Source organism: Cloacibacillus evryensis DSM 19522, from assembly GCF_000585335.1.
In the GTDB taxonomy this organism is placed as follows: domain Bacteria; phylum Synergistota; class Synergistia; order Synergistales; family Synergistaceae; genus Cloacibacillus; species Cloacibacillus evryensis.
In genome coordinates this window covers 2,170,803-2,195,958 of sequence record NZ_KK073872.1, presented here as the reverse complement: position 1 = coordinate 2,195,958, position 25,156 = coordinate 2,170,803, and the positions used below count along the sequence as shown (strand labels likewise).

The following is a 25,156-nucleotide window of genomic DNA, read 5'->3' as shown; positions in this document are numbered from 1 at the left end:
AGGGTGATATTATGAAATTATCGTTAAACTGGATAAAGAAATACGCCGACCTTCCTGCCGACCTTACGATGGCCAGACTTTCGTATGACCTTACGATGTCGACGGTCGAGGTCGAGGACGCGGTCAGCCTCGCGGACAATCTCGCTGGGCTCGTGGTCGGGAGGATACTGACGGTCGAACCGCATCCCGACGCCGACAAGCTTCGCGTCTGCACGGTGGACGTGGGAGATCCGGCGCCTTCGACGATCGTCTGCGGCGGCGTGAACCTCGCTCCCGCGCAGTTGGTAGTCGTGGCGAAACCGGGGGCGTGGGTAAGGTGGCACGGAGAGGGAGAGCCCGTTGAGATAAAGCCCGCGAAGCTGCGCGGCGTGATGAGTTTCGGCATGATCTGCGCCTCCGGCGAGATAGGCCTCGCGGAGCTGTTTCCGACGACGCGGCAGGCCGAGATAATGGACATCAGCGAATTTGACGCGAAGCCCGGCGCTCCGCTGGCCGAAGCTCTCGGGCTTGACGATATAATCCTTGAGATAGATAACAAGTCGATGACGAACCGCCCGGACCTCTGGGGACACTATGGAATGGCGCGCGAACTCGCCGCTATCTACAAATGCCCGCTGAAGCCGATCGAAGCAGCCAGTTTCCCCGGGATGACCGAGGAGCTGAAGGTGGAGATAAAGGACGCGGAGCGGTGCTCCCGTTATGTCGGGCTCGTCATTAAGAATATCAGCAGCGTTCCCTCGCCCTTTGAGCTCAAAAGCCTGATCTGGCGCGTCGGGATGCGTCCTATCAATCTGCCCGTAGACATCACGAACTACGTGATGCTCGCCACGGGGCAGCCGACCCACGGATTTGACAAAAAACATATCGCGGGCGGCATTTACGTGCGCCGCGCCTACGAGGGCGAGAAGCTGCAGCTGCTTGACGGCGAGACGCTCGACCTCACGACCGAGGATCTCGTCATCGCCGACGAGAAGTCGCCCGTCGGGCTCGCCGGAGTCATGGGAGGCAAGCTCGACTCGATCCTTGACGATACGACGGAACTCATCCTCGAGGTCGCCAGCTTCGACGCGCTCGGCATACGCCGTACATCGCAGCGTTTCGACGTGCGCACGGAGGCTTCCGCGCGCTATGAGAAGAGTATCGATCCGCAGCGTGTGGACGCCGCCGTGGCGATCGCGGCGGAGGCCTTTGGAAAATATTTCCCTGAGATGCGGATAACCGCCCACACGGACGTCTACCCGCGCCCGCTTGAAAATGCGAAGGTCGAAGTGAGCCTTGACTTCCTGCGTAAGCGCCTAGGCAAAGAGCTTACCGCGGGCGAGGTGGTGGATATCCTTTCGCCGCTCGGCTTCAAAACGGAAACGGATGGCGACAGGCTTCTTGTCGAAGCGCCTTCATGGCGTTCCACAGGCGACATTTCGCTGCCGGATGACATCCTTGAAGAGGTCGCGCGCCTTATGGGATATGAGAATTTTGAATTCTCGGCGCCGACCGTGCTGCTTGATAAAGCCGTCAACCAGCGTGTGCCTGACATGGAGCGCGCCATACGCGAATACCTGGCCTTCCGCTGCGGCATGCAGGAGATCTTTACCTATCCCTGGATCGGCGACGAATATGTCGGCGCCGCGGGGGCGGATACGAAAGAGATGCTCGAGCTCTCGACGCCGCCGGCGCCCGACGAGAGCCGCCTGCGTTCGACCCTCGTACCCGGACTGCTGAAGGCCGTGGCGACAAATATCCGCTATTTCACGGATTTCCGTATTTTTGAGATGACGCAGGTGTTCTTTGACAGGAATTATAAAAGTATCAGCGGCACGGACGAACTGCTTCCGGAGATGGCGCGCCGCCTGGGCGGAGCCTTCGTAGGCGCCGACGCAAGGCAGCTCTTCCGCGAGGCCAAGGGCGTGCTTGAGTATATGCACCGCGCCGCGCAGATGGAGAGGCTCGGCTTCTCCCAGCAGGAGAAGCCTGCGTGGGCAGACGATAAGCTCTGGGTCAACGTCACGGCAGGCGGAGAGGTGATCGGCGCGCTTGCGCTGGTATCTCCCAAGAGCGCGAAGGCATCCGGCATAAAGCGCAGTCTGACGGTGATCTTTGAGCTCGACGTTGAAAAACTCACGCCGCTGCCCTCGCGCCAGAACGAGTTTGTCCATCTGCCTGAGTATCCGCTCGCCGACTTCGACCTTTCGATCGTCTTCGACGAGAATGTCGGCTGGGCCGAGATTGAGGCCATAGCGAGAAAGGCCGATCTGGTCAAGGATGTGAAGTTTATCGACGAATATCGCGGAGCGCAGGTAGGGGATGGTAAAAAATCCGTCTCCTTCAGGATCTGGGTCGGTTCGGACAAGGGGACTCTCACCTCCGAACAGATAGAGAATGTTTCCAAGCAGGTAGTCAAAAAAATAGGCAAAAAGTTCGGCGGAGATGTCCGCGGGGCATGATAGTCTGCTAGACTGGAGCGAGAGACGGACCTTCCCTCGGCGGGGAGGCCACACGGACGAAAGAATTTTGGAGGTGCTTTGAGAATGATGGAACAGTTTGAAAGAGTCAACGAGGCGCTTGACCGTCTTGAGAAAATGCTTGACGGCATGAAATCGGAAAACGAGGCTCTGGGCCGCGAGATATCCGAGCTCAAAGGCATAATAGAAGACCGTGATCTTGAGATCATGCAGCTCCAGGAGGACGCGGAAAAGCTGGCGGCCTCCAGCCGGGCAGAAAAAGAAGAGCTCGGCAGCCGCCTTGACGGGCTTCTCGGACGCATGTGCAAGCTGACGGCTCAGGAACAGGCAGCCGCGGGCGAAGACCGGCAGTAAAACGGCGGGAACCTCTGAACAATGGACGAAACGCGCGAAATAAAATCTTTAGGTGACGGAAAATATTCCTTCTGGATAGGCCGTCAAAGATACACGCTGACCACAAAGCTGGATGCGGCGCGTTTCTTTCGTATTGTTGAAAACGCAGGGGCGCTGGTGGAGGCTTTCCCGCAGAACCTGAGCCAGGATGAACGGCTCTTCCTCGCCCTGATGGCGCTCTCTCATCAGATGGAGGAGCTGAGCCGCCGGATCGACGAGATCTCGGCTGAATTCGGCGGACGGGACAGTGATCCCGCGTGAGCCTCAGCGGCTGGAACTACTGGGATATATTTTTTATAATCCTCGGCTGCTACTTTATCATCCGCGGCTCCTTCCGCGGTTTTGTGGGGGAGATAATAACGCTTGCGGGCTTTCTCGCCTCGTTTTACCTCTCCTTTCACTACTCCGGAGGGATCGGCCGCCTCATCGCGGCGGCGACGGGGCTCAACGAGTATATCGCTCAGGTCTTGGCCGCGGTGCTGATCTGGCTGTCGGTGACGCTGGCCGCGGCGACGCTGCGGATAATCACGAAAAGCCTCATCGGGGCCGCGCGTCTCGGAGGCGTGGACAAACTGCTGGGGCTTGTTTCCGGCGTTATCAAGAGCGTGATCGTGGTCTACGTGGTGATAACGGGCGGGCTGCTGCTCGCGCCGGTCGTCAGTCCCACGTGGATGTCGCAGAGCGACATCCTGCGCTACGCCGGGAGGAGCTGGCCCAAGTTCCGCGCGATGTTCATCGACCTCAGCCTGTTGCCGGAGGGGACGACGCTGCCGGATGGCACGCTTGAACAGATATTGCGCCCATACCGGACCGGAGGGGGAGCGCCGGAGGGGTATGATCCCACTCCCGGCCGCACTTAAATCAGCAGGCTGTACGCGCCATTTGCGTCATAACCTGGCCCCAGCCTGTCCTCGACGCACCTTAGTGCGTCTGCGGTATGCTGACGCCAGGTTATTTAGCAACTGGCACGTCCAGCCTGCTGATTTGACAGATTTTATTTAGAAAAATAAAAAGCGGGAACGAAATGTACATAGAAAAAGCTGCTTATGGCAGTCTCGAAATTTCTAAGATAACGGAATTGATCTCGCGGCGCTGCCGCAGCGAGATCGGGGCGCTCGTCGCGCGGAATATCGCTCCGGCCTTTGATATGGCTGAGCTTAAGCGGCGTCAGGCGCTCTATATGGATGTCGAAAGATATCGCGGTTATAAGGGCGAACTGCCGTGGATAAACGAGATAGTATCCGTCGCCTTCATGCTTGAGGCGGCGGAGGAGAACGGGCTGCTCTCCGGCGAGGAGCTGGTCAAAATACGGCTTCTGCTGACCCTCTCCGGCCGGATGAAGGAGGCCCTCTCCGACGCGCGCGAGGAATATCCGAACTTTGGGATATTGCTGCGCGACATGCGCGATTTTTCGGAGGAGGCGCGGATGCTCGCCGTGATCGACGACGACGGGCATCTCTATGATTACGCCTCGGAGAAACTTTCCCTGCTGCGCCAGCAGATGCGCGGCCTCAAAGAGACGGTGCGCAGGCGCGGTCACGCGCTGCTCAACGACCCGTCGGTCACCGGTATGCTTCAGGAACGCGTGCTCACTCTGCGCAACGGGCGCTATGCTTTCCTCGTCCGCCAGGACGCGCTGTCGCAATTTCCCGGCTCGGTGATCGACCGCTCCGGTTCCGGCAGCAGCGTCTATATGGAGCCGAGGTCGCTGATGTCGCTCAACAATGAATACAGCAAGCTCTACGGCGAGGAGATGCTGGAAGAGACGCGTATCTTCCGCGAGTTTACCGCGAAGCTGATAAACCGCAAAAATGGGATCGTCGACACGGAAAATGTCCTCGGGACGATAGACCTCTTCTACGCGCTCTCGGAGATGACGCGCGTATACAAATGGCGCGTGCCCGGCCTTTCGCCGCGCGCGCAGTTTTCCTTTGTTCGCGCCCGCCACCCTCTCTTGGGCGACAAGTCGGTGCCGATCGAGATAAAGTGCGGCGGGGATTTCCGCATCCTCGTCATAACCGGTCCCAATACGGGAGGCAAGACGGTCGCGCTCAAGACGGCCGGCGTCTGCGTCTACCTGGGCTGGCTCGGCTTTCCGATACCTGCCGGCGAGGGCTCGATACTGGGCGACATCGGCGAGCTTTTTACCGATATCGGCGACGAGCAGAGCATCGAGCAGAGCTTGTCGACCTTCAGCGCCCATATCACTCATGTGACGGAGATCCTTAATAAGGTCACGCCGCGCTCCCTCGTGATGCTCGACGAACTTGGCGCCGGCACCGATCCCGAGGAGGGGGCGGCGCTGGGCATCGCGCTGCTCGACTGGCTGCGTGAGCAGGGGGCGCTTGTGCTGGCGACGACGCATCATAATCCGATCAAACGTTTCGCCCTGACGACGCAGGACATCGAGACGGCGAGCGTTGAGTTTGACGGCGCGACGCTCTCTCCGACCTACAGGATACTGATCGGCATACCGGGACGCAGCAACGCGCTGCTCATCGCCGGTAAGCTCGGTATGCGCCGCTCGATCATCGAGCGGGCCGAAAGGGCGATCAACGGGCGTGAGATATCGATGGAGGACCTCATAGGGGAACTCCATGAAAAGCGCGCCGCTCTCGAACGCGAGGCGTCCGCCGTCGAGTCCTCGCGGAAAAAATTGGCCGCGCTCGAAAAAGATTATGAGGCAAAGATAAAGGCCATTGAGGAGAAGCGCGACGCGCTGATCGCAAACGCCGACAAGAAGGCGCTTTCGATAGTTCGCAACGCGGAGGATTCCGCGCGCGCCCTGATAAAGAATATGGAGAATGCGCAGGCAGAGTCGGAGGCGCGCCGCGAGCTTGAAAAGAAGCGCAGCCACTTCCAGAAAATAGAAAAATCCGCGATAAAACGCGAGGAGCAGAAGGAGAGCGTCGAATCAGTCGCGGCGACGAGCCATGAACTGAAGGCGGGGGATACCGTGCAGGTGCTTGGCACAAACAAGAGCGCCACGGTGATCGAAGTAAAGGGCAAGAAGGCCCGTGTACAGGCCGGCATCGCGGAGATAGAAGTCCCGCTCACAAAGCTCAAGGTGATCACGAGAAAGGCTCCTGACAAAACGCCGCCGGTGCAGATAAAGGTCTCGCGCCCCGTCGGCGTGCCCTCGTCGATAATGGTGCGCGGCATGACGATAGACGAGGCGTTGCCGATGGTGGAGCAGTATCTCGACCAGGCCTATTGCGCCGGCTACGACACAGTCACCGTGATACACGGGCGCGGAGAGGGAATACTGCGCCGCGAGGTGCAGGAGCTTTGCAAGCGCGTCCCCTATATCGCGGAACATAACCTCGGCGGCCCCGGCGAGGGCGGCTATGGTGTTACGATCGTAAAATTCAGAAGGTAGCGTTCATGAAAACAGATAAAAACAGACCCATTATTATAAGAGGCGGCGGCGATCTCGCGACCGGGACGATATACAGGCTCCGCCAGGCCGGCTTTCCCGTGCTCGTTCTCGAAACTGGACGCCCGCTCGCCGTGCGCCGCGCCGTCTCCGCGTGCGAGGCCGTCTACGCGGGACGCTGGACCGTTGAGGATATGGAGTGCCGCCTGATCTCCTCTCCCGCGGAATTTGATCCCGGCGCGGTCTGCGTCCTGATAGACCCGGACTGTAAGTCGCTCGCTGAAGTGCGCCCGCGCATATTGATCGACGCGATCATGGCGAAGCGCAACACGGGAACGACGAGGGATATGGCCCCGGTGACGATAGCCCTCGGACCTGGTTTCAGCGCGCCCGAGGACGCTCTTTACGTTATAGAAACGATGCGCGGCCACAGCCTCGGGCGTGTCATCACGAAGGGCTTGGCTATTCCAGACACAAGAAAACCAGGCGTGATCATGGGCTACGGCATCGAGCGCCTGCTTCGCGCGCCGGCGGCCGGACGGCTGGTCCCATATAAGAACATCGGCGACCTCGTCGAAGCGGGGGAGGCTGTCGGCGCGATCGCGGGACATCCGGTGGCGGCGAACATCTCCGGAGTTATCCGTGGCCTCATACATCCGTCCGTGGAATGCCATCACGATATGAAGATCGGCGACGTAGACCCCCGCGGCGTGGTAGATTACTGTTTTACAATATCGGATAAATCCCTCTCGATCGCGGGCGGCGTTATGGAGGCGATAAGCCGCTCGTCCCTCTGACGGCGCCGAAAAAGCCGCCGGCTCTCCCGTTACGTTCCTGTTACATTTGCTGAACACATCGTTAACATCCTAAGTCTATACTCATGGTTACAACAACTTAGGAGGAATAAAGATGAGAAAATTAGTAACAGCGTTGATTGCACTTGTGGTTCTTTCCGCCGCGACGATGGCGATGGCGGCCCCGATCGTGATGGACGGTTCGACGACGGTCCTTCCCTTCGGCCAGGCGGCGGTGGAGCAGTTCATGAAGGAAAACGCGGGAGTCAAGTTCTCAGTCTCCGGCACCGGCACCGGCAACGGCTTCAAATCGCTCGCCGACGGCAGCGCCCAGATCGCGAACGCCTCTCGCTTTATCAAAGATTCCGAAATCAAGACCTGCATGGATAAGAACATCTATCCCGTGCCCTTCGCGGTCGCCCTCGACTGCATCGTCCCGATAGTACACAAAGACAACCCTGTCAAAGAGCTCACCCGCGCCCAGCTTAAAGATATATATTCAGGCAAGGTCGCCAACTGGAAAGAGGTCGGCGGCGCGGACGCACCCATCGTCGTCGTCGGGCGCGATACCAGCTCGGGCACCTACGGGACCTGGCAGGAGATGATCATGGATAAGGGCGAGAAGACCCGCGTAACGCCAAAGGCCCAGGTCGCCTCTTCGAGCGGCGCGATGCTCTCTTCGGTAAGCAAGAACAAGAACGCGATCGGCTATGAGGGAATGGGCTACGTCAACAAGACCGTCAAGGGGCTCCATGTCGACGGGATCGCCGCGACGGCAGCTACGGCACGCAGCGGCAAATACCCCCTCTCGCGCTACCTCTACATGTTCACGAACGGCTGGCCCAAGGGCGAAGTTCTTGACTTCATTATGTACATGCAGAGCGACGCCGGACAGAAGATCGTAAACAGCACGGGTTTCGTATCGCTCCGCGAACTTAAGAAATAACCGTTATCGCCAACAGGAGGAGGACATACAGCCCATGAGCGCACTTACAAAGGCCGAACGGCCGGCAAAGGAACAGGCCTTCGGAGGCAGAGGAGACAGGATAATGTCACGCACGGTCTTCTGTGTGGCGGTGACGGGAATCATAATCCTGGTTTTCATCCTCGGCTTTCTGGTGGCGAATGGGCTGCCGGTCCTCCGGACGGCTTCACTTAAAGAGCTATTCTTTTCCAGAGACTGGTATCCGACAGAGGAACCTCCCGCACTTGGAATGGCGGCGCTTGTCGCAGGGACCTTCGCCGCCACCCTTCTATCAAGCTTGATTGCCATACCCGCGGCGCTCGCGCTCGCGGTTTTTACCGCGGAGATCGCTCCGCGCAGGATGAGAAATTTCTTCAAGGTCCTGCTTGAGATGCTCGGATTTCTCCCCTCTATAGTCCTCGGCTTCATCGGCATGATGCTGATCGCGCCCTGGATGCAGGATTCGCTGAACATCGCGAGCGGCCTTAACCTGCTGAACGCCTCGATACTTCTGGGTTTTTTGATAATACCGGTGGTCGCCTCGCTCTCGGATGAGGCGCTCGCCGCCGTCCCCCTTGAACTGCGGGACGCCTCCTACGCTCTGGGAGCCACGAGGATGGAGACGATACAAAAGGTCGTCTTTCCCGGCGCGCTGCCGGGCATAACCGCCTCCGTACTGCTCGGGGTGATGCGCGCGCTCGGCGAGACGATGGTCGTGCTGATGGCCGCCGGCGGCGCGGCGATAATCCCCACCCTCTTCACAGAGCCGGTGAGGCCGCTTACCTCGACGATCGCCGCCGAAATGGGAGAGACCCCCGTGGGCAGCACACACTACTACGCGCTCTTTTTTGCGGGCCTCATCCTTCTTGTGATGACCTTGATGATAAACCTGGCTTCTCTCTATATTGAAAAAAGAGGTACAAAGAGATGAACCGTACTTTTATACGCAAGATATACGACCGGCTGATGACGCTCGTCTTCTGCCTCTTCGCGCTGCTGCTCGTAGCGGTGATCGGCGCGGTCGCCGCCTTCCTGATAAAGAACGGCGCGGCGACGCTTTCCTGGGAGTTCCTTTCGGAGCCGCCGAAGGACGGCATGCTCGCCGGAGGGATACTGACGCCGCTGGTGGGCACCATGCAGCTCGTGCTGGTATCGATGGGGGTGGCGCTTCCGGTGGGGATCATGACGGGGCTTTACTTTGCGGAATACGCCAAAGATACCTGGATCGTCAGCCTTATGAGGATATCGATCCGCTCGCTGGCCGGAGTGCCCTCGGTCATCTTCGGCCTCTTCGGCCTCTCGCTCTTCGTGGTATTCATGCAATTTGGCTCCTGCCTGCTTTCAGCGGGGCTGACGCTGGCCTGCCTCTCGCTGCCGCTCGTGGTCACGGTCGCCGAACAGGCCTTCCTCGCGGTGCCGCAGGATTACAGGGACGCCTCATACGCGCTGGGAGCGACGAAATACCAGACGATAATGAAGGTCGTGCTGCCCTCGGCGGCCTCGACGATAATCACGGGGGCCATTCTTGCGGTGGGCCGCGTCGCGGGGGAGACGGCCCCGATAATGTTCACCGGCGCCGCCTACTTCGCGCCTGACATTGCGAAGAGCCTCTTCAGCCAAGTGATGGCGCTGCCGTATCACATATACGTGCTCGCCACCTCGGCGACAGACCCGGAGGCGGCCGCGCCGATAGAATACGGAGCGATATTGGTGCTCATCGGACTTGTAATGGGGACGAGCGCGATCGGGGTTGTCGCGCGCGCGCGTCTCTCGGAAAGGAACGGAAGGTAGATGGGGTATACATTGGCGAATAAGGAAGGGCGCGGGGAGAACACGGACGAGATGTCGGTAAAGATACGCACGCGCGGCGTCGACCTCTATTACGGCGACAGGCAGGTGCTGAAGAATATCACCTTCGACATGGGGGAAAACAAAGTTACGGCCTTCATCGGCCCCTCCGGCTGCGGTAAAAGCAGCTATCTCAGGTGCCTCAACCGCATGAATGATTTTATCCCGTCGGCGCGCGTAGAGGGTATAATTGAGATCGACGGGGAAAATATTTTATCAAACGAAATGGACGTCATTGCGCTGCGGCGTAAGGTCGGGATGGTCTTTCAGAAGCCTAACCCCTTCCCGATGTCCATATATGACAATATCGCATACGGGCCGCGCCTCAACGGCATAAAGGACAAGGGACGCCTCGACGAGACCGTTGAGAAGAGCCTCCAGGGGGCCGCCCTCTGGGATGAGGTGAAGGACAAGCTGAAAAGTTCCGGAACTGGACTCTCGGGCGGCCAGCAGCAGCGCCTCTGTATCGCGCGCGCCATTGCGACGCAGCCCGACATCCTGTTGATGGACGAGCCGACGAGCGCGTTGGACCCGATGTCGACGGCGCGCGTTGAAGAGCTCGTCAGCGAACTCAAGAAGGATTACACCGTCGTCATCGTCACGCACAACATGCAGCAGGCGGCGCGAATCTCGGATTACACGGCCTTCTTCCTTCTGGGGGACCTGATAGAGTACGACAGGACGGCGAAAATGTTCACCTCACCGCACGACAAGCGCACGGAAGACTATATTTCCGGCCGTTTCGGCTAATAGAGAAAGAAACAGGGGGAGTGCAGCGATGAATACGATAAATACGAGAAAAAGAATAGAGGAGGACCTTTCGCTCCTCAAGAACATGATATACCGCATGAGCGGACTGGCCTCTGAATCGCTTGAAAAGGCGGTCTGGGCGCTGAAGAACCAGGACGCGGAGTTGGCGCAGAAGGTCATCGCCGACGGCGACGTCATTGACGAGCTTGAAGAAAAACTCGACGCGGCCTGTATGGAGTTCGCGGCCCGCTACCAGCCTCTCGGCGAGGATCTGCGCGTCGTCGTCAGCATCATGCATATCGCGGTAGACCTTGAGCGCATCGGAGACTACGGCGAGAACATCGCGAAGGTGACGCTCTCGCTCTCCAGAATGCCGCAGCTCAAGCCGCTCATCGACATCCCGCGCATGGTGGAGATCATTAAAGAGATGCTGCGGCTCTCGATGACGGCGGTAGACAACCACGACGGAGAGGCGGCGCTCAAGGTATTCCCGATGGACGACGAGGTGGACGACCTCGAAAAGCAGATCATGCGCGAACTGCTTTTGCTGATCATGGAAAAGCCGGAGCGCATCGAACAGTCTTTCAACCTGATGAACGTCTCCAAGACTCTCGAACGCGCGGGAGACCACGCTACCAACGTCGCCGAACGTGTCGCCTACATGTATACGGGACGCCCCGTGAAGGCCAGCAGTTACCGCCGCAAGAAGATGGCATAGGGCGATGGAACAGAAGATACTGGTCGTTGACGACGAAGAGAGCCTCGCGGAATTTATCTGCCGCGCCCTCAGGCAGCAGGGATATAAGACAGTTTGCGCCTATGACGGAGATTCGGCGCTCACTCTGATATACGAAGAGCTGCCGGATCTTGTGATACTGGACCTCATGCTTCCTCTGATGGACGGCTGGGAGATATGCCGCCGCGTGAAATCCGACGCGGAGACGAAACACATCCCGATCCTCATGCTGACGGCGCGCGGCTCGGCCGAAGACGTCGTGCAGGGGCTCGACCTTGGCGCGGACGACTACATGCGCAAGCCCTTTCCCCTTGACGAGCTGCTGGCGCGCGTTCGCGTGCTGCTGCGGCGCACGCGCGCGCAGGCGGATACCCGCAAGGTGATCGAAAACGGCGATTTCAGGCTGGACGCGGCGGAGAAAGAGGCCTGGCTGCGCGGCTCTCTGATAGACCTCAGCCCGACCGAGTATTCGATACTGGAGGTGCTCGCGCGCCGCATGGGGCACACCGTGTCGCGTGACGAGCTGCTGCGGCGTATATGGGGAATGTCCAACTGCGACACGCGCACGGTGGACGTTCACCTTTCAAGGCTGCGCAGGAAGCTCGACGACGGTAAAAAGCCGGCGCTCTCGGCGCAGACGCTCCGCGGTCGCGGCTACCGGCTCGTATGGGAGGAGGGGCAGGAATGAATCTCAGCAAATTGACGCTGAAAAAAAAGATCGCCATTCTCATGACCTCGGCGGTCTTTGTCATCGGCCTCGCGGCTTGGATGATAATTTACAGGGCCGAGCGCAGCGACAGCATCGAATATACCCGCGCGATGCTCTCGCGCTATCTCGACTTCATCGCCGTTTCGGGAGAGGAAAAGGGGATCAACGGAATAAAGAACATCTCCGGCGTCTGGACCGCCCTCTATCCGGACGGGCGCGTCACAGTCGTCAGCCTGATGGGCGAGGTCGTCATGGATACCAAGGCCGACGCCGCGCGGATGGAGAACCATTATACGCGCGGCGAGGTGATGGAGGCCTTTGAGGGCGGCGAGGGATCTGAACTGCGCTACAGCAAGACGCAGCGGGAATGGCAGATATATATGGCGAAGAGGGTCATCGTCCCCGGCAGCCCCGGCGACGCTTACGTGGTGCGCCTCTCGTACCCGGTGGCGAAGCTCTCCGGCCTCATAAAAAACGTCACCATCCCCTTTATCAAATACTTCACGCTGATCCTTCTGCTGGTCTGGCTCGGGACATACCTTGTGCTGCGCCTGATCCTTACGCCGCTCAACTCCTTGAGCCTTGCCGCCTCCCAAATAGCCAGAGGAGAGAAGGCGCGCTTTCCGATAACCAACGACGGCGAGATACAGGCGCTTTCAAACACCCTCAACTCCATGCAGGACGCGCTGCAAAAGACGATACGCGAGGCGCAGGAGCGTAAAGAGGAGCTTGCGCAGCTGGTCGGCGCGCTGCCGATAGGCGTCATTCTTATCGATGACGAAAAAAAGATACGTTACATAAACAAAGAGGCCGCGGCGATCTGCGGGCGTGCCGAGCTGCCTGCCCGCGGCTCCTCCGTGGAGCTGATACTGCCCTCCCATGAGCTATACCTCATGCTTGACGAACCCGATACGAGCCGGACGCTGTCGATAATGCACGGCGGCGCGATGGCGATGCAGGTAGAGGCGACGACCCTGGAGCTTGCGCGCGGAAGGCTTATCGCCCTTCAGGACCTCACGGAAAAGGCGAGGCTTGAAGAGGTGCGCCGTGACTTCTTCATCGACGCCGGGCATGAATTCCAGACGCCGCTCGCGATAATCCGCACGGGGCTGGAGCTTCTCAAGAGCTCTCCGCAGATGAAGGTCCCGGAACGCTCCGAGGATGTTGAGACCATCGACAGCCTGCTGCGCCAGCAGGAGCGGATCAGCGGGCTTGTCGACGACCTTCTGCTGCTTGTGCGCCTTGACGCCGACCCGATGCAAAAAAATATCACGGACGTCGACCTGGCGGGGATCGCGGAGGAGGTCAAAGACGAGATCGCGGCGCTGCCGCAGGCCAAAGCGACAGAGATCGCGATAACGGCCCCCGCTTACGGCGCGCACGTTATGGGAATCCACGGAGATCTGCGCCGGGCGCTGCTGAACATCATGGAAAACGCGCAGAAATATATCCAGACCGGCGACGGCTCCGCGGGGATCATAAAAGTTTCGATCGAAGAAGACGAAGGAAAGTGGCGCCTCACGGTCGATGACAACGGTCCGGGAATCGCTGAAAACGAGAGAGAACTTGTATTTGAAAGATTCCGCCGCGGCGACGGCCACCGGGCGCGCGGCAAAAAAAAGAGCGGCGGCTACGGCCTCGGCCTCTCCATATCGCGGCGGATAATCGAACGCCACGGCGGCACCCTCGAAATTGGAGAATCGCAGCTTGGCGGGGCGGCTTTCGTTATCAGGCTACCCAAGTAAAATATCGATAAGATCCGCGGCCTCGCTGCTTCCGCCCGTAAAGGCGTCGATAAGCAGGGGGCCGCGGATTATATATGCGTGCCAGGCGAACCTGAATTCATCGGTACGAAAGAGGACCTTCGCTGAATTAAAACTCCGCCGCCAACCGCGCGCCTCCTCCGGCGTCGCCATCATCTCGGCGATCGACTGCGCGCCGTGCGCGCTTATCTTGACGGGCAGCTCTTTGGGGACGCAGGGAAGATCGATATCCGCGCAGAGCGTTACGCAGGCGTCGGTGATCGCCGTCCTGCCGTTTGAGGCGTCCACGATGATCGTTTTAGACGAGAGGCGGACTCCGGCGAAGAGCCCGCGTTCCATAATGTTCGCGGGAAAAACATACGCCGGTGAAAGAATCAGCCTGTCACCCTCCGCGGGTGTGACTTTGAGGGGAAGAAAACCCTCGGGAGCATCTCTCATGACCTCACCATCCAGATAATAAGGATATGAACATCAGCCGGATAATAAAAAACGTGCCCTTTACGGGAACTCCAGCGCTCCCATGGCACCCGCAAGATTCCGCTTATCGCTGCTTCCTTCCGGACCTGACGAGGTTCACGGGCTCGCGCCGCATGGGACTGGAGTGCCCGTAAAAGGCACATCGACTCAGTTTAGACATAATAATGGCGGAGAGGATGGGATTTGAACCCATGGAAGAGTTTGACCCCTTCACTCACTTTCCAGGCGAGCTCCTTCGACCGCTCAGACACCTCTCCGCGTACGTCGTTACCATGTCTTTATATCGACGGAGGACATTATATCCTATTGCACTCGCTATGTCAAAAGAGATGACCGGCAAAACAGGGCGGACTCATCGGGCTTTTTAACGAAAACATCGGGCGGTCCGTGATGCCGCGCGGCATTTTTCATTTTACTTTGTGCAAAGTCTTTCTATAAGAGAGAGTAAAAGCGACAGGTCTCTTTCAGAAAGCCTCGAAATCCCCTCCAGCGCTTTTTTGATCAGAGCCGGGTTGTCTATCTCTTCGTCAAAAAAATCGCTTGGGGTGACTCCAAGATATTTGCAGATATACAGGAACTCCGCCATGGAGGGCAAGCTGCGTCCGCTTACGATGCTTTGCATGTAGCTTCTGCTGTGTCCCAGATCAAGGCTCATCTTATATTCCGAGACGCCCTTCTTTATCCTTAGCTCGGTGATTCGTTTTCTGATAAATTCGTTGTCCAATTCTTTCACCTCACCTGATGTAAATTTTAGGGTGAGTGCGGAGGGATTGTTAACGCTATAATCGTTAATTTAGGATGCTATTAGCATCTTATATATTGTATAATGTTTAGGCATATATGACGCGGATTAAGAAAAAGCACCGTCATCGCGATCATCATGGAAGGGGCTATATTTTTATGAGAGTAACGGTAAGAAAACCGGATGTTCCTGGCGGCGCAGAACAGAGAGAATTATGCGAAACGATATCGGCTCTTCTTGACCTGACCTCTTCGGCCCTTTACTTGGCCGACCTGCGCGGGGAGACCATCTCTTCGTGGAACGCCGAAGAACACGGCCGCGGCGAAAGATTCTCCCGCACTGACGCGGCGGGACTGTTTCGCAGATGTGGTTTTGCCAGCCGGGAACGTGACGAAACGCTTGAACAGTTCATCGACGGCATCTTCAGTGGGAGAGAGGGCGGCCGCATGATCCGCACTTTTTCGCCCCTCCTGGAGGGCGAGCCCCGTCTGACGGAGATATCGTATAAGACGCTTCGCGGGAGCGGCGGCGAGCCTGAAAGGGCGATGTGCCTTATCCGCAGACTTCGGATAGCTGATGAGAGCGAGCCTTTCTGCGCCGAGTACCGCGCCCGCCTTGAAGACTGGCTCAGGCGCGGCATTGAAAACGGGCGCGTAAAATTATACCTGCAGCCGAAGGTGAATTTAATTAACGGCATGATCACCGGAGCCGAGGTGCTTACGCGCTATGACGATCCGCGGGAGGGGCTTGTCATGCCGGACGACTTCATTCCCAAACTGGAAGAGGCCGGCCTGATAAGGAAACTTGACCTTTACGTCCTCGATCGGAGCTACGCGCTGCTGCGTAAATTAACAGCGCTGGGTAAAAAGCCGCTGCCCCTTTCTGTCAATTTTTCAAAAAAGACGCTGCTCTCCCCCGATATCACCGGCGAGGTGTGTAAAATAGACAGAGGATTTGAGGAGCTGCGAAGGTATATGGAGATCGAGCTCACCGAGAATGTCGGCAATGTCTCCCGCGACGATTTTACCGCGGCCTGCAAGGCGCTGCGCGGTGCGGGATACAAGCTGACGCTGGACGATTTTGGCAGCAAGTATTCAAATCTATACATGTTGTCGGCATTCCGTTTCGATGTTGTTAAGATAGACAAATCCATTGTCGCCGAGGTCGCTGAAAATGAGATCAGCCGGCTGATCGTGGAAAGTACGGTGGGGATATGCGACAGGCTCGGTATCGGCTGTATCGCGGAGGGCGTCGAAAGAGAAGAGCAGGCGTCTGTTTTGAAGGGCCTGGGATGCGCCGAGATACAGGGATACCTGATAGACAGGCCGCTGCCCTGTGAAGAATTCATCGATAAATATTTTCGCGGCCTATAACGGCGCGGTCTTTTTTATTATACCGGCCTTTCTTCTTTCTCTGAAAAATATCCGCAGCATCTCCGCGCACTCTTCGCTCAACACGCCTCCTGTGAGCCCGCATCTGTGATACATTCGCGGGTCGCGGGGGATCTCATAAAGGGAGCGGCAGCCTCCGGCCTTTGGGTCTCTCGCGCCGAAGACTATCCTTCCCATACGGCACTGTACCAGCGCGCCCGAGCACATGACGCAGGGCTCAAGCGTCACATAAATGGAACAGCCGTCGAAACGCCACGAATTTATCTTTTTCGCCGCCTCCGTCATCGCGGCGATCTCCGCGTGTCCGAACGGCGACTTGTCGCGGCTGCGGACATTATGCCCGCGGCCGATTATCTCCTCGCCGCGGACGACTACCGCGCCCACGGGGATCTCTCCGCATTCAAGCGCGCGCCGCGCCTCCTCTATTGCCTCTTTCATATAAATAGTATCGTTCATCTATGGCGGCTCTCCGTTTCTTGTGATATACTTACTAGCGCTTCATGCGTGCCTGTAGCTCAGCTGGATAGAGTGCCGCCCTCCGGAGGCGAAGGTCTGGGGTTCGAATCCCCACAGGCACGCCACTTTTAATTTTATCCCAGTGGCAATTATAAGCGATAGAACTAAGCGACTCACACAAAACGCGAAAGCGGCGTTTTGGTTCCCTGCTCATCCGGAGGCGAAGGTCTGGGGTTCGAATCCCCACAGGCACGCCACTTTTACCAACGATTCCCGAGGTTTTATACCTCGGGAATTTTTTTACCCGTACTCAGCATATACTCAAAAACTGGAAAGTGCTTCGGTCGATCTCTACGCTTCCCACTTTTCTTCCTCGGCACGCCGCTTTTGATCTTATCCCAGCGGCAATTATAATGGAATATGTATGGAAATTGTTAGGGATCATTATTCTTATATCAGTTCCAGCCCCACAGTTCGATGCTCCGGCAGAGGGTGGTGCAGGGCAATAATGGCGCTTACCTGGACGCCTGGTTTTTACCCATAGTGGTAGCGGCAGGCGATGATGATTATCCGGCCTTCCCGTATGGCGTAGATGAGACGGTGTTAATCATCGATGCGGCGGCTCCAATAGCCGCTGAAGTTGTCTTTCAGCGGCTCCGGCTTACCAAGGCCTTTGTTGCCGTTGCTGTCTATGTCGGAGAGCAGCAGGTTGATACGGCGCAGAGTCTTTTTGTCCTGTGTCTGCCAGTATAAGTAGTCTTCCCAGGCGTCATCGGTCCAGGCTTTAATCATCGGCGGTTATCGTTTCGTGTTCCGAAAGGCGTCCCGCTTCGGCCTGCGCTTTGCTGTGATTCAGTCGAGCCAGGTTTGCGCCGCCGAAGAAGCTGGCGTCATCAATGCGCGGTTTCGCGCGGGAGACGCGGAAGGGCAGTTCTCCGGCGTTGAGCGTGGCTTTCATGAACATGTTGAAGGCCACGGAGGCATTCATGCCGACTTCGGAGCAGAAGTCGTCAAAGTTTTCTTTGGTCTGCGCATCTGTGCGGAAGGTTATCGTTGTCTGCGGCATTTGTCATTCCTCCTTGTATTATTATATTTATATTGTAATGACGATGTTAGTACAAGTCAAGATGTTTTGTTTACATAAAGATTTTATCCCAGCGGCAATTATAAGCGATAGAACCAAACCTTCATAAAATTATATGTTGGTTTTCGCGGGATTTCTGTTTTTTTGATTTATACTACATCTTATTGAAAAGCAAAACTGCACAGCGACAGATTTTAGCGTGAGAGCTGAGGGGGCGATGTCGGTTGAATACGAAATTTTTACATTATCTTGTGCTCGTTATATTTGCCGTCTCTATGTTATACGCCTGGCTGCATGGGTGGAGGCCGGGGATCATCGCCTGGCTGGTGCTCTCGGTATCAGGGCTCGCCTCGCTGATAGCCGCGGCGATAATTTTTCTTGACAACAGAAAATAAAAGGCCGCGGCCCTCGGGCTCACGGCGTCTTTACTATTGTCGTCCGGCCTGGTCTGGTTTATAGATCGACAGCGTCCTGACCGAATACCACCACTAAAAACATCTTAAATAGCAATACATACATTTTAATCTTATCCTATCGTAAGTGTTTCACGCATCGGTAATATTAAGTATTGGCGGAACGATGGATAATAATGGCAAAATAATGTAAATTTAGTCTATTGTCATCTGTATGGCGTATGTTCAGCAGTATGTTATACTCAACACAGGATGTTTCGCGATCAGCCGATCCGCTGTGATTTCCCGTGGCGGCCCAGCCGGGTTCTGGAGCAGCCTTCCTATCCCGACGAAAGGAGAGCGAGCCGATGACCAATTTATCCGGACGACGTTTATGGCTCTGTTCTGATGGATGCTGAAAAGATTTGGATTGAATAACACGATTCTCTTCGCAAAGATGGAAGAGGCTTTGAAATCGGTCCTGCCGATCACGGCGATAGTGTTCGTCGTTTGTTTCGCGCTCGTTCCGGTGCCTGCGGGCGCGCTGCTTGCTTTCGTCTTTGGCTCGATCCTGCTTACCGTCGGCATGGGGCTGTTCACGCTGGGAGCCGACATCGCGATGACCCCGATCGGCGAGCACATAGGCTCGGCCGTCACACGGACCAGGAGTTTGTGGTTCATTCTCCTGATCAGCTTTCTCGTCGGAACCTTCATCACAGTCTCCGAACCAGATCTTCAGGTGTTGGCCGGACAGGTGCCCAACATCCCCAACGCGGCGATCATCGGGGCGGTGGCCGTCGGCGTGGGAGTGTTCCTGATGCTGGCGATGCTGCGTATTTTCCTGGGGATACGGCTGCGGACGGTTTTGCTTGTATCTTACGTGCTGCTCATCACGCTGGCGTTCTTTATCCCGGTGGACTATATCGGCGTCGCCTTTGACTCCGGCGGGGTCACCACCGGCCCGATGACGGTTCCATTCATAATGGCGCTCGGAGTCGGCGTCGCAGCCTCCAGAAGCGACAGCAGCGCGCAGAACGACAGCTTTGGCCTCGTGGCGATCGGCTCAGTCGGCCCGATCCTTGCCGTTTTGATCCTGGGCATCCTCTATCCCGGCGGAGGCAGCGAATATACCCCCGTGACTGTGCCTGATATCAAGGATTCTCAGGAGCTGTGGTATCTCTTCGCCGTGGAGTTTCCCCGTTTTTTCCATGAAATAGCGCTTTCCGTGCTGCCGATAATCCTCTTCTTCCTCGCCTTTCAGATCTTTAAGCTGAAGCTTTACGGGACGGAGATCATCCAAATTACGGTCGGTATCCTGTATACTTATCTTGGGTTGGTCCTCTTCCTCACCGGAGTGAATGTCGGTTTTCTGCCGGTCGGCAATTACATCGGGCAGCTTATCGGCGGGCTGGAGAACAACTGGGTGATCGTCCCGATCGGTATGGTCATCGGGTATTTTATCGTTATGGCGGAGCCCGCCGTCCACGTGCTCAACAAGCAGGTGGTCGAGATCACGGCGGGGGCCATCCCTAAAAAGGCGATGAGCGTCAGTCTGTCGATCGGCGTCTCCATCTCTGTCGGGCTGGCAATGATGCGTATTTTGACGGGGCTGCCTCTGATGTGGCTCATTGTGCCGGGGTATACGATAGCGCTGATACTGAGCTTCATCGTGCCTCCGATATTCACGGCCATCGCCTTTGACTCCGGGGGCGTCGCTTCCGGCGCTATGACGGCGACATTCCTGCTCCCGCTGGCGATGGGGCTTTGCAGCGCTGTCGGCGGCAACATCACGCAGGATGCCTTTGGCGTGGTGGCGATGGTGGCGATGACGCCGCTCATCACCATCCAGCTTCTGGGGCTGCTCTATATGCGCGGCATGTCGGCGATGAAGAAAGAGGAGCCTGAGTTGTGATGAAAAATATCGTTTCGGAGGAATACTGTCATGAACGGCGTTAATTTTGTGATCGCGGTCGTTCAGCGGAAGCAGAGCGACGGTTATATAGATTTTTTTCATAAGCATGGGGCCAAGCTGGTATTCAGCTATCTTTGCGAGGGAACGGCGCAAAAAAAAGCGCTCTACCTGTGGGGGCTGGAGAAAAAAGAGATGCAGATCATCTGCTGCCTGTGCGGCGCAGACGCCGCCAACGGGCTTCTTGCCGGGCTGGTTTCGGAGATGCGGATCGACGCGCCGAACGCCGGCGTCGCCCTTATGCTCCCCGTGGACTGTGTCGCCGGGGTCTCGAACGCTCAATGTTTACCGGAAGAGTTGCTGGATGACGATTTTAAAAAGAGGGTGGAAGAGATGCAGTATTCGCTGATCGTAGCGATAGCCGAAAGGGGCTACGTCGACATGGTTATGGACGCGGCGAGAGATGCCGGGGCCCGCGGCGGGACGGTCATTCACGCGAAGGGTACCGGAGCCCGTTTCGCCTCCAAATTTTTCGGCCTCACCATCGCGGAGGAAAAAGAGATGATCTATCTTGTAACCAGTAAAGAGAGCAAGGACGCCATTATCGAAGCGATCATCGACAAGGCGGGGCCCTCCACCGATGCCAGAGCCATAGCCTTTACGGTCCCGGTAGAAAGGGTCGCGGGGTTCTCCAAGCTTTAGTTAGATATCAGGAAGAGACGCCGGACAGTGTCTGTCCGCGCATAAACAATAAAACGGCCGCCGGATCCTCAGCGGCAAAATGCCGCGGTTTCCCTCCCGCAAGTGTTCGCTGCGGCCTCCCAATGCCGTATGAAAGCGGAAAACGCTGCCGCCCGGCGCCGCGGGCTGTCCAATGTCCTCATGAAAAAGTTTGATGCGCCTGTGCTGTATCTTCTTGAGCACGCCTGTGATAGAGTAAATAAGATCTGTATAATAGAAACAAGGTTTTCCTTATCGCAGGGAGCGTGAGAGTGATGAAGGCGTTGTGCTTTGGTTCTATCAACATTGACTATACCTATCGGGTAAAACATTTCGTAAAAAAGGGGGAGACCATATCCGCCGACTCCCTTCATATATTCAGCGGCGGGAAGGGACTGAACCAGGCGGTCGCCTTATCAAGGGCGGGGGTGGAAACATACCACGCCGGCTGTATCGGAGAAGACGGTCTTTTTTTGTTGAGAGAGCTGGAAGAGGCCGGCGTTGATACAAGATATGTCCATGTGCTGAAGCGGGAACGGACTGGGAACGCGATCATCCAGAATGACCTGAATGGCGACAACTGCATCATCCTCTACGGCGGAGCGAACCGGGCCGTTACGCGGGATCTGGCTGACGAAGTCCTGTCTGGCTTTCAGCGGGGGGACTGCCTCGTCCTGCAAAATGAGATAAACGAACTCCCTTACATAATACGCAGGGCGCGTGAGATCGGGCTGAAGATCGTCCTGAACCCTTCGCCGATGGAGGCCTCTGTTTTGGAACTTCCTCTTGAATGTGTGGACTGCTTCATGCTTAACCGTGTGGAGTCCGCGCAGCTTCTGGGACTTGACGACGGGAATGCCGCCGCGGAGACGGAGCTTATCGAGGCGCTAGGCGGCAGGTTCCCCTCGGCGGAGATCGTCCTGACTATGGGCGAAAAAGGCTCCTTTTATATAAGAGGCGGCGGCAGGCCTCTGCGTCAGCGGGCCTATCCGGCGGAGGCCGTCGATACGACCGCCGCCGGCGATACCTTTACCGGCTTTTTTATCGGCGGAAGGATGCGCGGGCTTTCCGTTCCGGAGGCGATGGACTTGGCCGCCAGGGCGGCGGCGATCAGCGTTGCCAGGCAGGGGGCCTCTCCCTCGATCCCCACGCTGGCTGAGGCCGCGGTGTACGCGCCATAGGCCGCCGGCGTGCCTCTGGATATTTGAATCAGGGAGAGACCTGATGTGTTTGATCAAACTGTTTCCAACAATGTTCCGACTATGCTATGCTACATACGGATAGAATATCGAAGCGGGGGCGGTCTCAGGATGAACCGCGCCTTTGGAAAAGAGGGATAAAATGGAAGCGCTGGCGAATTTAATAACAACTAACCCTGTGGTTTTCTGGCTCATCGTCGCGATTGCGGCTGGCGTTCTTGAGGCGGTCACGGTCGGGCTCGTCTCGATATGGTTTTCGATCGGCGCGCTGGCCGCCATGCTGCCCGCCGCCTTTGACGCCGCCTTCAATTACCAGATCGTGACCTTCATTGCCGCGAGCGTCGCGGCGATGGTCTTCACGCGCCCGTTCCTCAAGAATATTCTGCGCGTCGAGAAGACGCCGACCAACGCCGACCTGGTGATCGGGCAGAAAGGGGTCGTAATATCGCCGATAGACAATATTCTTGAAAAGGGACGCGTTTTGGCGAACGGACTTGAATGGGAGGCGCGCACGCTGGACGGGACGAACCTTGATAAGGGGATCATCGTCGTCGTGAGGGAGCTTCGCGGGGTAAAACTAATGGTTGAAAAAACATCCGATACAAGGGAGGACAAGTAAAATGCTGTCAACAATGCTGCTTACGATTATAGTACTCATATTGGTGATGATAGTCGCCGCCAACGTGCGCATCGTGCCGCAGGGGAGCGTCTATGTCCTGGAGCGCCTCGGCACCTATCTCAGCACCTGGGGCGCGGGGCTGCACGTCAAGCTGCCCTTCATCGACAGGATCGCGAACAAGGTCTCCGTCAAGGAGCAGGTCGTCGACTTCATGCCGCAGTCTGTGATCACGAAAGACAACGTCACGATGCAGATAGACACCGTCGTCTTTTTTCAGGTGACGGACGCCAAAATGCTGACTTACGGCGTAGAGCACCCGCTTGCCGCGATAGAGAACCTCACCGCGACGACGCTGAGGAACATCATCGGCTCGATGGAGCTGGATCACACGCTGACGTCGCGCGACCATATCAATTCCAGCATCACCGAGACGCTCGACAAGGCCACCGACAAATGGGGCATCAAAGTGAACCGCGTAGAGGTCAAAAACATCGTCCCGCCGCAGGAGATAATGGCGGCGATGGAACGCCAGATGAAGGCCGAACGCGAGAAGCGTGAATCGATACTGCTGGCGGAGGGCGAGAAGCGGAGCAAGATCCTTATCGCCGAGGGCGAGAAGGAATCGGCGATACTGCGCGCCGACGCCGTGAAAGAGCAGAAGATCCGCGAGGCCGCCGGCGAAGCCGAAGCCATCAGGGCGGTGCAGAGCGCGCTCGCGGACAGCATCAAGATGCTCAACGAGGCTGCGCCGACGAAAGAGATCGTCGCGCTCAAGAGCCTCGAGGCGTTTGGCAAGGCCGCGGACGGCAGGGCGACGAAGATAATAATACCCTCCGAGATCCAGGGGCTGGCCGGCCTTGCCGCCTCGTTAAAAGAACTGATGAGGGAAGAACCCAAATCGGCGGAATAGCTGTATAGAAGATAAGATATCGGGGGCCCGCGGCCAAACGGCAGCGGGCCCTTTCAAACGCGGTCACTCTGCGCCGAGCTTTTTTTCTATCAGGTCGCCGGCGACGTTCACTATATCCTTCGGCGTGCCGAAGGGCGGAGCGTAACAGAGCTCGAAACGCGTCAGGTCGCTGGCGGTCGCGCCCATGCGTATGGCGGCCGCCATTACGTCGCAGCGCTTATCGACGCCGTCCCTGCCGGTGAACTGCGCTCCGAGTATCTTTCCCGTGCCTTTTTCGAATACTGCTTTCATAAATATCTCTTCCGCGCCGGGATAATAACCCGCGTGCGAGGGATATTCGAGATCCACGCTGCCGCAGTCTATCTTGCGGCGGCGCGCCCTTTCCTCGTTTATGCCGGTGCAGGCCGCCGTCAGTCCGAATACCCTGAGGATGCCGCTTCCCTGCGCGCCGTCGTAACGGCTGCCGGCTCCGAGGATATTTTCCGCCGCAATGCGCCCCTGCCTGCCTGCCGGGCCCGCGAGCGGCACGAAATCGGGTTCTCCGGTCACAAAATTTGTCACCTGGACCGCGTCGCCGACGGCGTAAATGTCAGGGTCGGAGGTGCGCATGCCGGCGTCCGTTACAATTGAGCCCTTTTTATTCATCTCAAGTCCCGCGGCCTGCGCCAGCCCGGTGTCGGGGCGCACTCCCGCCGCGAGTATCACCATGTCGGCGGCGCGTCTTTCGGGGCACGTCTGTACCGCGAGGCCGCCGGCATCGTCGATATTCCTGACCTGACAGCCGACCTGTACGCCGACGCCGTTTTCCTCGATGTGGCGCTGGATGCGCGCCGCCACCTCCGGGTCAAAGGGAGTCATCAGCCTGCCGCCCATCTCGACGATGAAGGTGTCGATCCCTCTCTTTTTGAGGTTCTCGGCGCACTCTATTCCGATATAGCCGCCGCCGATGACAGCCGCTTTTTTGACATTGCGTTCTTTTATCCAGCTCTTTATCGCCTCGGCGTCGCCGAGACTTCTCAGCGTGAATACTCCCGGCAGAGCCGCCCCCGGGAAGGGCGCGCGGTAAGGCTCCGCGCCGGTGGCTATCAACAGCTTGTCGTAGCTCTCAGTATATCGTTTCCCGCGGGACTCGACCGTTACGAGCTTTCTGTCCCTTTCGATCGCCGTGACGCGGCTCTCCACGCGTACCTCGGCGCCATACCTTTCTTTGAATTCCTCTGGTGTGTAGGGGGTGAGCGAGGATGCGTCCGTTATCTCATCACCGATGAAATAGGGCAGTCCTCAGGTGCCCAGTGAAATATGGGGCCCCTTCTCAAACATCACCACCCGCGTATCTTTCGACAGCGTGCCGATACGCGCGGCGGCGGTGGCCCCTCCCGCCACCCCTCCGATGATCACTACCTTCATAATATTACCGCCTCCGCTTCCGCGACCGCGACGCGCGGCGCAAGTTAAAAGAGGCTAT

27 protein-coding genes, 2 tRNA genes and 1 other RNA gene are annotated in these 25,156 nt (G+C 57.5%); 21 read left to right on the top strand and 9 right to left on the bottom strand.

All coding sequences use genetic code 11. From position 1 onward, the window contains the following. The first annotated feature begins 11 nt into the window (after nucleotides 1-11). The 13 genes from pheT (at nucleotide 12) to CLOEV_RS09715 (ending at nucleotide 13,774) form a co-directional block, all read left to right on the top strand. On the top strand, nucleotides 12-2,441 hold the full coding sequence (gene pheT, locus CLOEV_RS09775) for a phenylalanine--tRNA ligase subunit beta (protein WP_034443438.1): 2,430 nt from the start codon (nucleotides 12-14) through the stop codon (nucleotides 2,439-2,441). 84 nt (nucleotides 2,442-2,525) lie between these two features. Continuing rightward, the gene (locus CLOEV_RS09770; protein WP_008712518.1) at nucleotides 2,526-2,813 is read left to right on the top strand and encodes a hypothetical protein; all 288 of its coding nucleotides are present in this window, start codon (nucleotides 2,526-2,528) and stop codon (nucleotides 2,811-2,813) included. Between the two features lie 21 nt (nucleotides 2,814-2,834). Further along, nucleotides 2,835-3,113: a hypothetical protein gene (locus CLOEV_RS09765; RefSeq protein ID WP_008712516.1), complete on the top strand. Its 279-nt coding sequence runs from the start codon at nucleotides 2,835-2,837 to the stop codon at nucleotides 3,111-3,113. After that, entirely contained in the window at nucleotides 3,110-3,712 is a 603-nt protein-coding gene (locus CLOEV_RS09760; RefSeq protein WP_034443435.1) for a CvpA family protein, read from the top strand. The genes CLOEV_RS09765 and CLOEV_RS09760 overlap by 4 nt, the downstream gene beginning before the upstream one ends. Before the next feature lie 164 nt (nucleotides 3,713-3,876). Further along, the gene (locus tag CLOEV_RS09755) at nucleotides 3,877-6,231 is read left to right on the top strand and encodes an endonuclease MutS2 (protein WP_034443433.1); all 2,355 of its coding nucleotides are present in this window, start codon (nucleotides 3,877-3,879) and stop codon (nucleotides 6,229-6,231) included. A gap of 5 nt (nucleotides 6,232-6,236) precedes the next feature. Continuing rightward, nucleotides 6,237-7,025 carry a selenium-dependent molybdenum cofactor biosynthesis protein YqeB gene (gene yqeB, locus CLOEV_RS09750; RefSeq protein ID WP_008712511.1) on the top strand — a complete coding sequence of 263 codons (789 nt, stop codon included), beginning with the start codon at nucleotides 6,237-6,239 and terminating at the stop codon, nucleotides 7,023-7,025. A 112-nt stretch (nucleotides 7,026-7,137) separates the two neighbouring features. Then, nucleotides 7,138-7,968, top strand: coding sequence for a PstS family phosphate ABC transporter substrate-binding protein (locus tag CLOEV_RS09745; protein ID WP_034443431.1), 831 nt, complete (start codon nucleotides 7,138-7,140; stop codon nucleotides 7,966-7,968). 34 nt (nucleotides 7,969-8,002) lie between these two features. Beyond that, nucleotides 8,003-8,917 (top strand): phosphate ABC transporter permease subunit PstC, encoded by a 915-nt coding sequence (gene pstC / locus CLOEV_RS09740; protein ID WP_008712508.1) that lies wholly within the window; start codon nucleotides 8,003-8,005, stop codon nucleotides 8,915-8,917. Then, complete coding sequence (gene pstA, locus CLOEV_RS09735) at nucleotides 8,914-9,777, top strand: phosphate ABC transporter permease PstA (protein ID WP_156938396.1); 864 nt, start codon at nucleotides 8,914-8,916, stop codon at nucleotides 9,775-9,777. The genes pstC and pstA overlap by 4 nt, the downstream gene beginning before the upstream one ends. Continuing rightward, a complete protein-coding gene (gene pstB / locus CLOEV_RS09730) occupies nucleotides 9,778-10,584 on the top strand; it encodes a phosphate ABC transporter ATP-binding protein PstB (protein WP_008712505.1) in 807 nt (268 codons plus the stop codon). Nucleotides 10,585-10,612: 28 nt separating this feature from the next. Next, nucleotides 10,613-11,302: a phosphate signaling complex protein PhoU gene (gene phoU, locus CLOEV_RS09725; RefSeq protein ID WP_034443430.1), complete on the top strand. Its 690-nt coding sequence runs from the start codon at nucleotides 10,613-10,615 to the stop codon at nucleotides 11,300-11,302. 4 nt (nucleotides 11,303-11,306) lie between these two features. After that, nucleotides 11,307-12,008, top strand: coding sequence for a response regulator transcription factor (locus tag CLOEV_RS09720; protein ID WP_008712503.1), 702 nt, complete (start codon nucleotides 11,307-11,309; stop codon nucleotides 12,006-12,008). Then, the gene (locus tag CLOEV_RS09715) at nucleotides 12,005-13,774 is read left to right on the top strand and encodes a sensor histidine kinase (protein ID WP_034443428.1); all 1,770 of its coding nucleotides are present in this window, start codon (nucleotides 12,005-12,007) and stop codon (nucleotides 13,772-13,774) included. The genes CLOEV_RS09720 and CLOEV_RS09715 overlap by 4 nt, the downstream gene beginning before the upstream one ends. Here the strand turns inward: CLOEV_RS09715 and CLOEV_RS09710 are convergent. The 4 genes from CLOEV_RS09710 to CLOEV_RS09700 all read right to left on the bottom strand — a co-directional run bounded on the left by CLOEV_RS09710 (nucleotide 13,763) and on the right by CLOEV_RS09700 (nucleotide 15,002). Next, entirely contained in the window at nucleotides 13,763-14,230 is a 468-nt protein-coding gene (locus CLOEV_RS09710; RefSeq protein ID WP_008712501.1) for a hypothetical protein, read from the bottom strand. The genes CLOEV_RS09715 and CLOEV_RS09710 overlap by 12 nt on opposite strands. A gap of 65 nt (nucleotides 14,231-14,295) precedes the next feature. Further along, an RNA gene (gene ffs, locus CLOEV_RS16465) (signal recognition particle sRNA small type) lies at nucleotides 14,296-14,395 on the bottom strand. Between the two features lie 39 nt (nucleotides 14,396-14,434). After that, nucleotides 14,435-14,526 (bottom strand) — tRNA-Ser (locus CLOEV_RS09705). 155 nt (nucleotides 14,527-14,681) lie between these two features. Next, on the bottom strand, nucleotides 14,682-15,002 hold the full coding sequence (locus CLOEV_RS09700; RefSeq protein WP_367882911.1) for a helix-turn-helix domain-containing protein: 321 nt from the start codon (nucleotides 15,000-15,002) through the stop codon (nucleotides 14,682-14,684). A gap of 167 nt (nucleotides 15,003-15,169) precedes the next feature. Between CLOEV_RS09700 and CLOEV_RS09695 the strand changes: the two genes are divergently transcribed. Further along, nucleotides 15,170-16,384 carry an EAL domain-containing protein gene (locus CLOEV_RS09695; protein WP_034443426.1) on the top strand — a complete coding sequence of 405 codons (1,215 nt, stop codon included), beginning with the start codon at nucleotides 15,170-15,172 and terminating at the stop codon, nucleotides 16,382-16,384. Here the strand turns inward: CLOEV_RS09695 and tadA are convergent. Next, complete coding sequence (tadA, locus tag CLOEV_RS09690) at nucleotides 16,379-16,858, bottom strand: tRNA adenosine(34) deaminase TadA (protein WP_034443424.1); 480 nt, start codon at nucleotides 16,856-16,858, stop codon at nucleotides 16,379-16,381. The two genes, CLOEV_RS09695 and tadA, sit on opposite strands and share 6 nt — an antisense overlap. 48 nt (nucleotides 16,859-16,906) lie before the next feature. On the opposite strand from tadA, the gene CLOEV_RS09685 reads away from it, so the two are divergent. Further along, nucleotides 16,907-16,983, top strand: a tRNA-Arg gene (locus tag CLOEV_RS09685). 478 nt (nucleotides 16,984-17,461) lie between these two features. Here the strand turns inward: CLOEV_RS09685 and CLOEV_RS09680 are convergent. Both CLOEV_RS09680 and CLOEV_RS09675 read right to left on the bottom strand, forming a co-directional pair. After that, nucleotides 17,462-17,650 (bottom strand): Txe/YoeB family addiction module toxin, encoded by a 189-nt coding sequence (locus tag CLOEV_RS09680; protein WP_245591126.1) that lies wholly within the window; start codon nucleotides 17,648-17,650, stop codon nucleotides 17,462-17,464. After that, nucleotides 17,643-17,924: a type II toxin-antitoxin system RelB/DinJ family antitoxin gene (locus tag CLOEV_RS09675; protein WP_034443422.1), complete on the bottom strand. Its 282-nt coding sequence runs from the start codon at nucleotides 17,922-17,924 to the stop codon at nucleotides 17,643-17,645. Before CLOEV_RS09675 ends, CLOEV_RS09680 begins: the two co-directional genes overlap by 8 nt. Nucleotides 17,925-18,166: 242 nt before the next feature. Here CLOEV_RS09675 and CLOEV_RS16835 point away from each other — a divergent pair, with 242 nt between their 5' ends. The 6 genes from CLOEV_RS16835 (at nucleotide 18,167) to CLOEV_RS09650 (ending at nucleotide 23,691) form a co-directional block, all read left to right on the top strand. Then, nucleotides 18,167-18,337, top strand: a complete 171-nt coding sequence (locus tag CLOEV_RS16835) for a hypothetical protein (RefSeq protein ID WP_156938395.1) — start codon at nucleotides 18,167-18,169, stop codon at nucleotides 18,335-18,337. Between the two features lie 427 nt (nucleotides 18,338-18,764). Next, complete coding sequence (locus tag CLOEV_RS09670) at nucleotides 18,765-20,246, top strand: DUF1538 domain-containing protein (protein ID WP_245591125.1); 1,482 nt, start codon at nucleotides 18,765-18,767, stop codon at nucleotides 20,244-20,246. A 30-nt stretch (nucleotides 20,247-20,276) separates the two neighbouring features. After that, the gene (locus tag CLOEV_RS09665; protein ID WP_008712493.1) at nucleotides 20,277-20,945 is read left to right on the top strand and encodes a P-II family nitrogen regulator; all 669 of its coding nucleotides are present in this window, start codon (nucleotides 20,277-20,279) and stop codon (nucleotides 20,943-20,945) included. A 293-nt stretch (nucleotides 20,946-21,238) separates the two neighbouring features. Next, a complete protein-coding gene (locus CLOEV_RS09660) occupies nucleotides 21,239-22,144 on the top strand; it encodes a ribokinase (protein WP_034443421.1) in 906 nt (301 codons plus the stop codon). Nucleotides 22,145-22,304: 160 nt separating this feature from the next. After that, nucleotides 22,305-22,781, top strand: a complete 477-nt coding sequence (locus CLOEV_RS09655) for an NfeD family protein (RefSeq protein ID WP_008712490.1) — start codon at nucleotides 22,305-22,307, stop codon at nucleotides 22,779-22,781. Nucleotide 22,782: 1 nt separating this feature from the next. Beyond that, on the top strand, nucleotides 22,783-23,691 hold the full coding sequence (locus tag CLOEV_RS09650) for an SPFH domain-containing protein (RefSeq protein WP_008712489.1): 909 nt from the start codon (nucleotides 22,783-22,785) through the stop codon (nucleotides 23,689-23,691). Between the two features lie 63 nt (nucleotides 23,692-23,754). Here the strand turns inward: CLOEV_RS09650 and CLOEV_RS09645 are convergent, their stop codons facing one another. Further along, a complete protein-coding gene (locus CLOEV_RS09645) occupies nucleotides 23,755-24,945 on the bottom strand; it encodes an FAD-dependent oxidoreductase (RefSeq protein WP_256181522.1) in 1,191 nt (396 codons plus the stop codon). A 27-nt stretch (nucleotides 24,946-24,972) separates the two neighbouring features. Beyond that, a complete protein-coding gene (locus tag CLOEV_RS16460; protein ID WP_008712487.1) occupies nucleotides 24,973-25,098 on the bottom strand; it encodes a hypothetical protein in 126 nt (41 codons plus the stop codon). Between the last annotated feature and the right edge of the window lie 58 nt (nucleotides 25,099-25,156).

Bases quoted from the DNA above. Each gene is read 5' to 3' on its own strand.
- CLOEV_RS09745 (WP_034443431.1), top strand. From the start codon at position 7,138: ATGAGAAAATTAGTAACAGCGTTGATTGCACTTGTGGTTCTTTCCGCC.
- pstA (WP_156938396.1), top strand. From the start codon at position 8,914: ATGAACCGTACTTTTATACGCAAGATATACGACCGGCTGATGACGCTC.
- tadA (WP_034443424.1), bottom strand. From the start codon at position 16,858: ATGAACGATACTATTTATATGAAAGAGGCAATAGAGGAGGCGCGGCGC.
- CLOEV_RS09765 (WP_008712516.1), top strand. From the start codon at position 2,835: ATGGACGAAACGCGCGAAATAAAATCTTTAGGTGACGGAAAATATTCC.
- pstB (WP_008712505.1), top strand. From the start codon at position 9,778: ATGGGGTATACATTGGCGAATAAGGAAGGGCGCGGGGAGAACACGGAC.
- CLOEV_RS09650 (WP_008712489.1), top strand. From the start codon at position 22,783: ATGCTGTCAACAATGCTGCTTACGATTATAGTACTCATATTGGTGATG.
- CLOEV_RS09655 (WP_008712490.1), top strand. From the start codon at position 22,305: ATGGAAGCGCTGGCGAATTTAATAACAACTAACCCTGTGGTTTTCTGG.
- pheT (WP_034443438.1), top strand. From the start codon at position 12: ATGAAATTATCGTTAAACTGGATAAAGAAATACGCCGACCTTCCTGCC.
- CLOEV_RS09710 (WP_008712501.1), bottom strand. From the start codon at position 14,230: ATGAGAGATGCTCCCGAGGGTTTTCTTCCCCTCAAAGTCACACCCGCG.
- CLOEV_RS09660 (WP_034443421.1), top strand. From the start codon at position 21,239: ATGAAGGCGTTGTGCTTTGGTTCTATCAACATTGACTATACCTATCGG.
- CLOEV_RS09665 (WP_008712493.1), top strand. From the start codon at position 20,277: ATGAACGGCGTTAATTTTGTGATCGCGGTCGTTCAGCGGAAGCAGAGC.
- CLOEV_RS09675 (WP_034443422.1), bottom strand. From the start codon at position 17,924: ATGCCGCAGACAACGATAACCTTCCGCACAGATGCGCAGACCAAAGAA.
- CLOEV_RS09695 (WP_034443426.1), top strand. From the start codon at position 15,170: ATGAGAGTAACGGTAAGAAAACCGGATGTTCCTGGCGGCGCAGAACAG.
- CLOEV_RS09680 (WP_245591126.1), bottom strand. From the start codon at position 17,650: ATGATTAAAGCCTGGACCGATGACGCCTGGGAAGACTACTTATACTGG.
- CLOEV_RS09755 (WP_034443433.1), top strand. From the start codon at position 3,877: ATGTACATAGAAAAAGCTGCTTATGGCAGTCTCGAAATTTCTAAGATA.
- CLOEV_RS09720 (WP_008712503.1), top strand. From the start codon at position 11,307: ATGGAACAGAAGATACTGGTCGTTGACGACGAAGAGAGCCTCGCGGAA.
- CLOEV_RS16460 (WP_008712487.1), bottom strand. From the start codon at position 25,098: ATGAAGGTAGTGATCATCGGAGGGGTGGCGGGAGGGGCCACCGCCGCC.
- pstC (WP_008712508.1), top strand. From the start codon at position 8,003: ATGAGCGCACTTACAAAGGCCGAACGGCCGGCAAAGGAACAGGCCTTC.
- phoU (WP_034443430.1), top strand. From the start codon at position 10,613: ATGAATACGATAAATACGAGAAAAAGAATAGAGGAGGACCTTTCGCTC.
- CLOEV_RS09715 (WP_034443428.1), top strand. From the start codon at position 12,005: ATGAATCTCAGCAAATTGACGCTGAAAAAAAAGATCGCCATTCTCATG.
- yqeB (WP_008712511.1), top strand. From the start codon at position 6,237: ATGAAAACAGATAAAAACAGACCCATTATTATAAGAGGCGGCGGCGAT.
- CLOEV_RS09770 (WP_008712518.1), top strand. From the start codon at position 2,526: ATGATGGAACAGTTTGAAAGAGTCAACGAGGCGCTTGACCGTCTTGAG.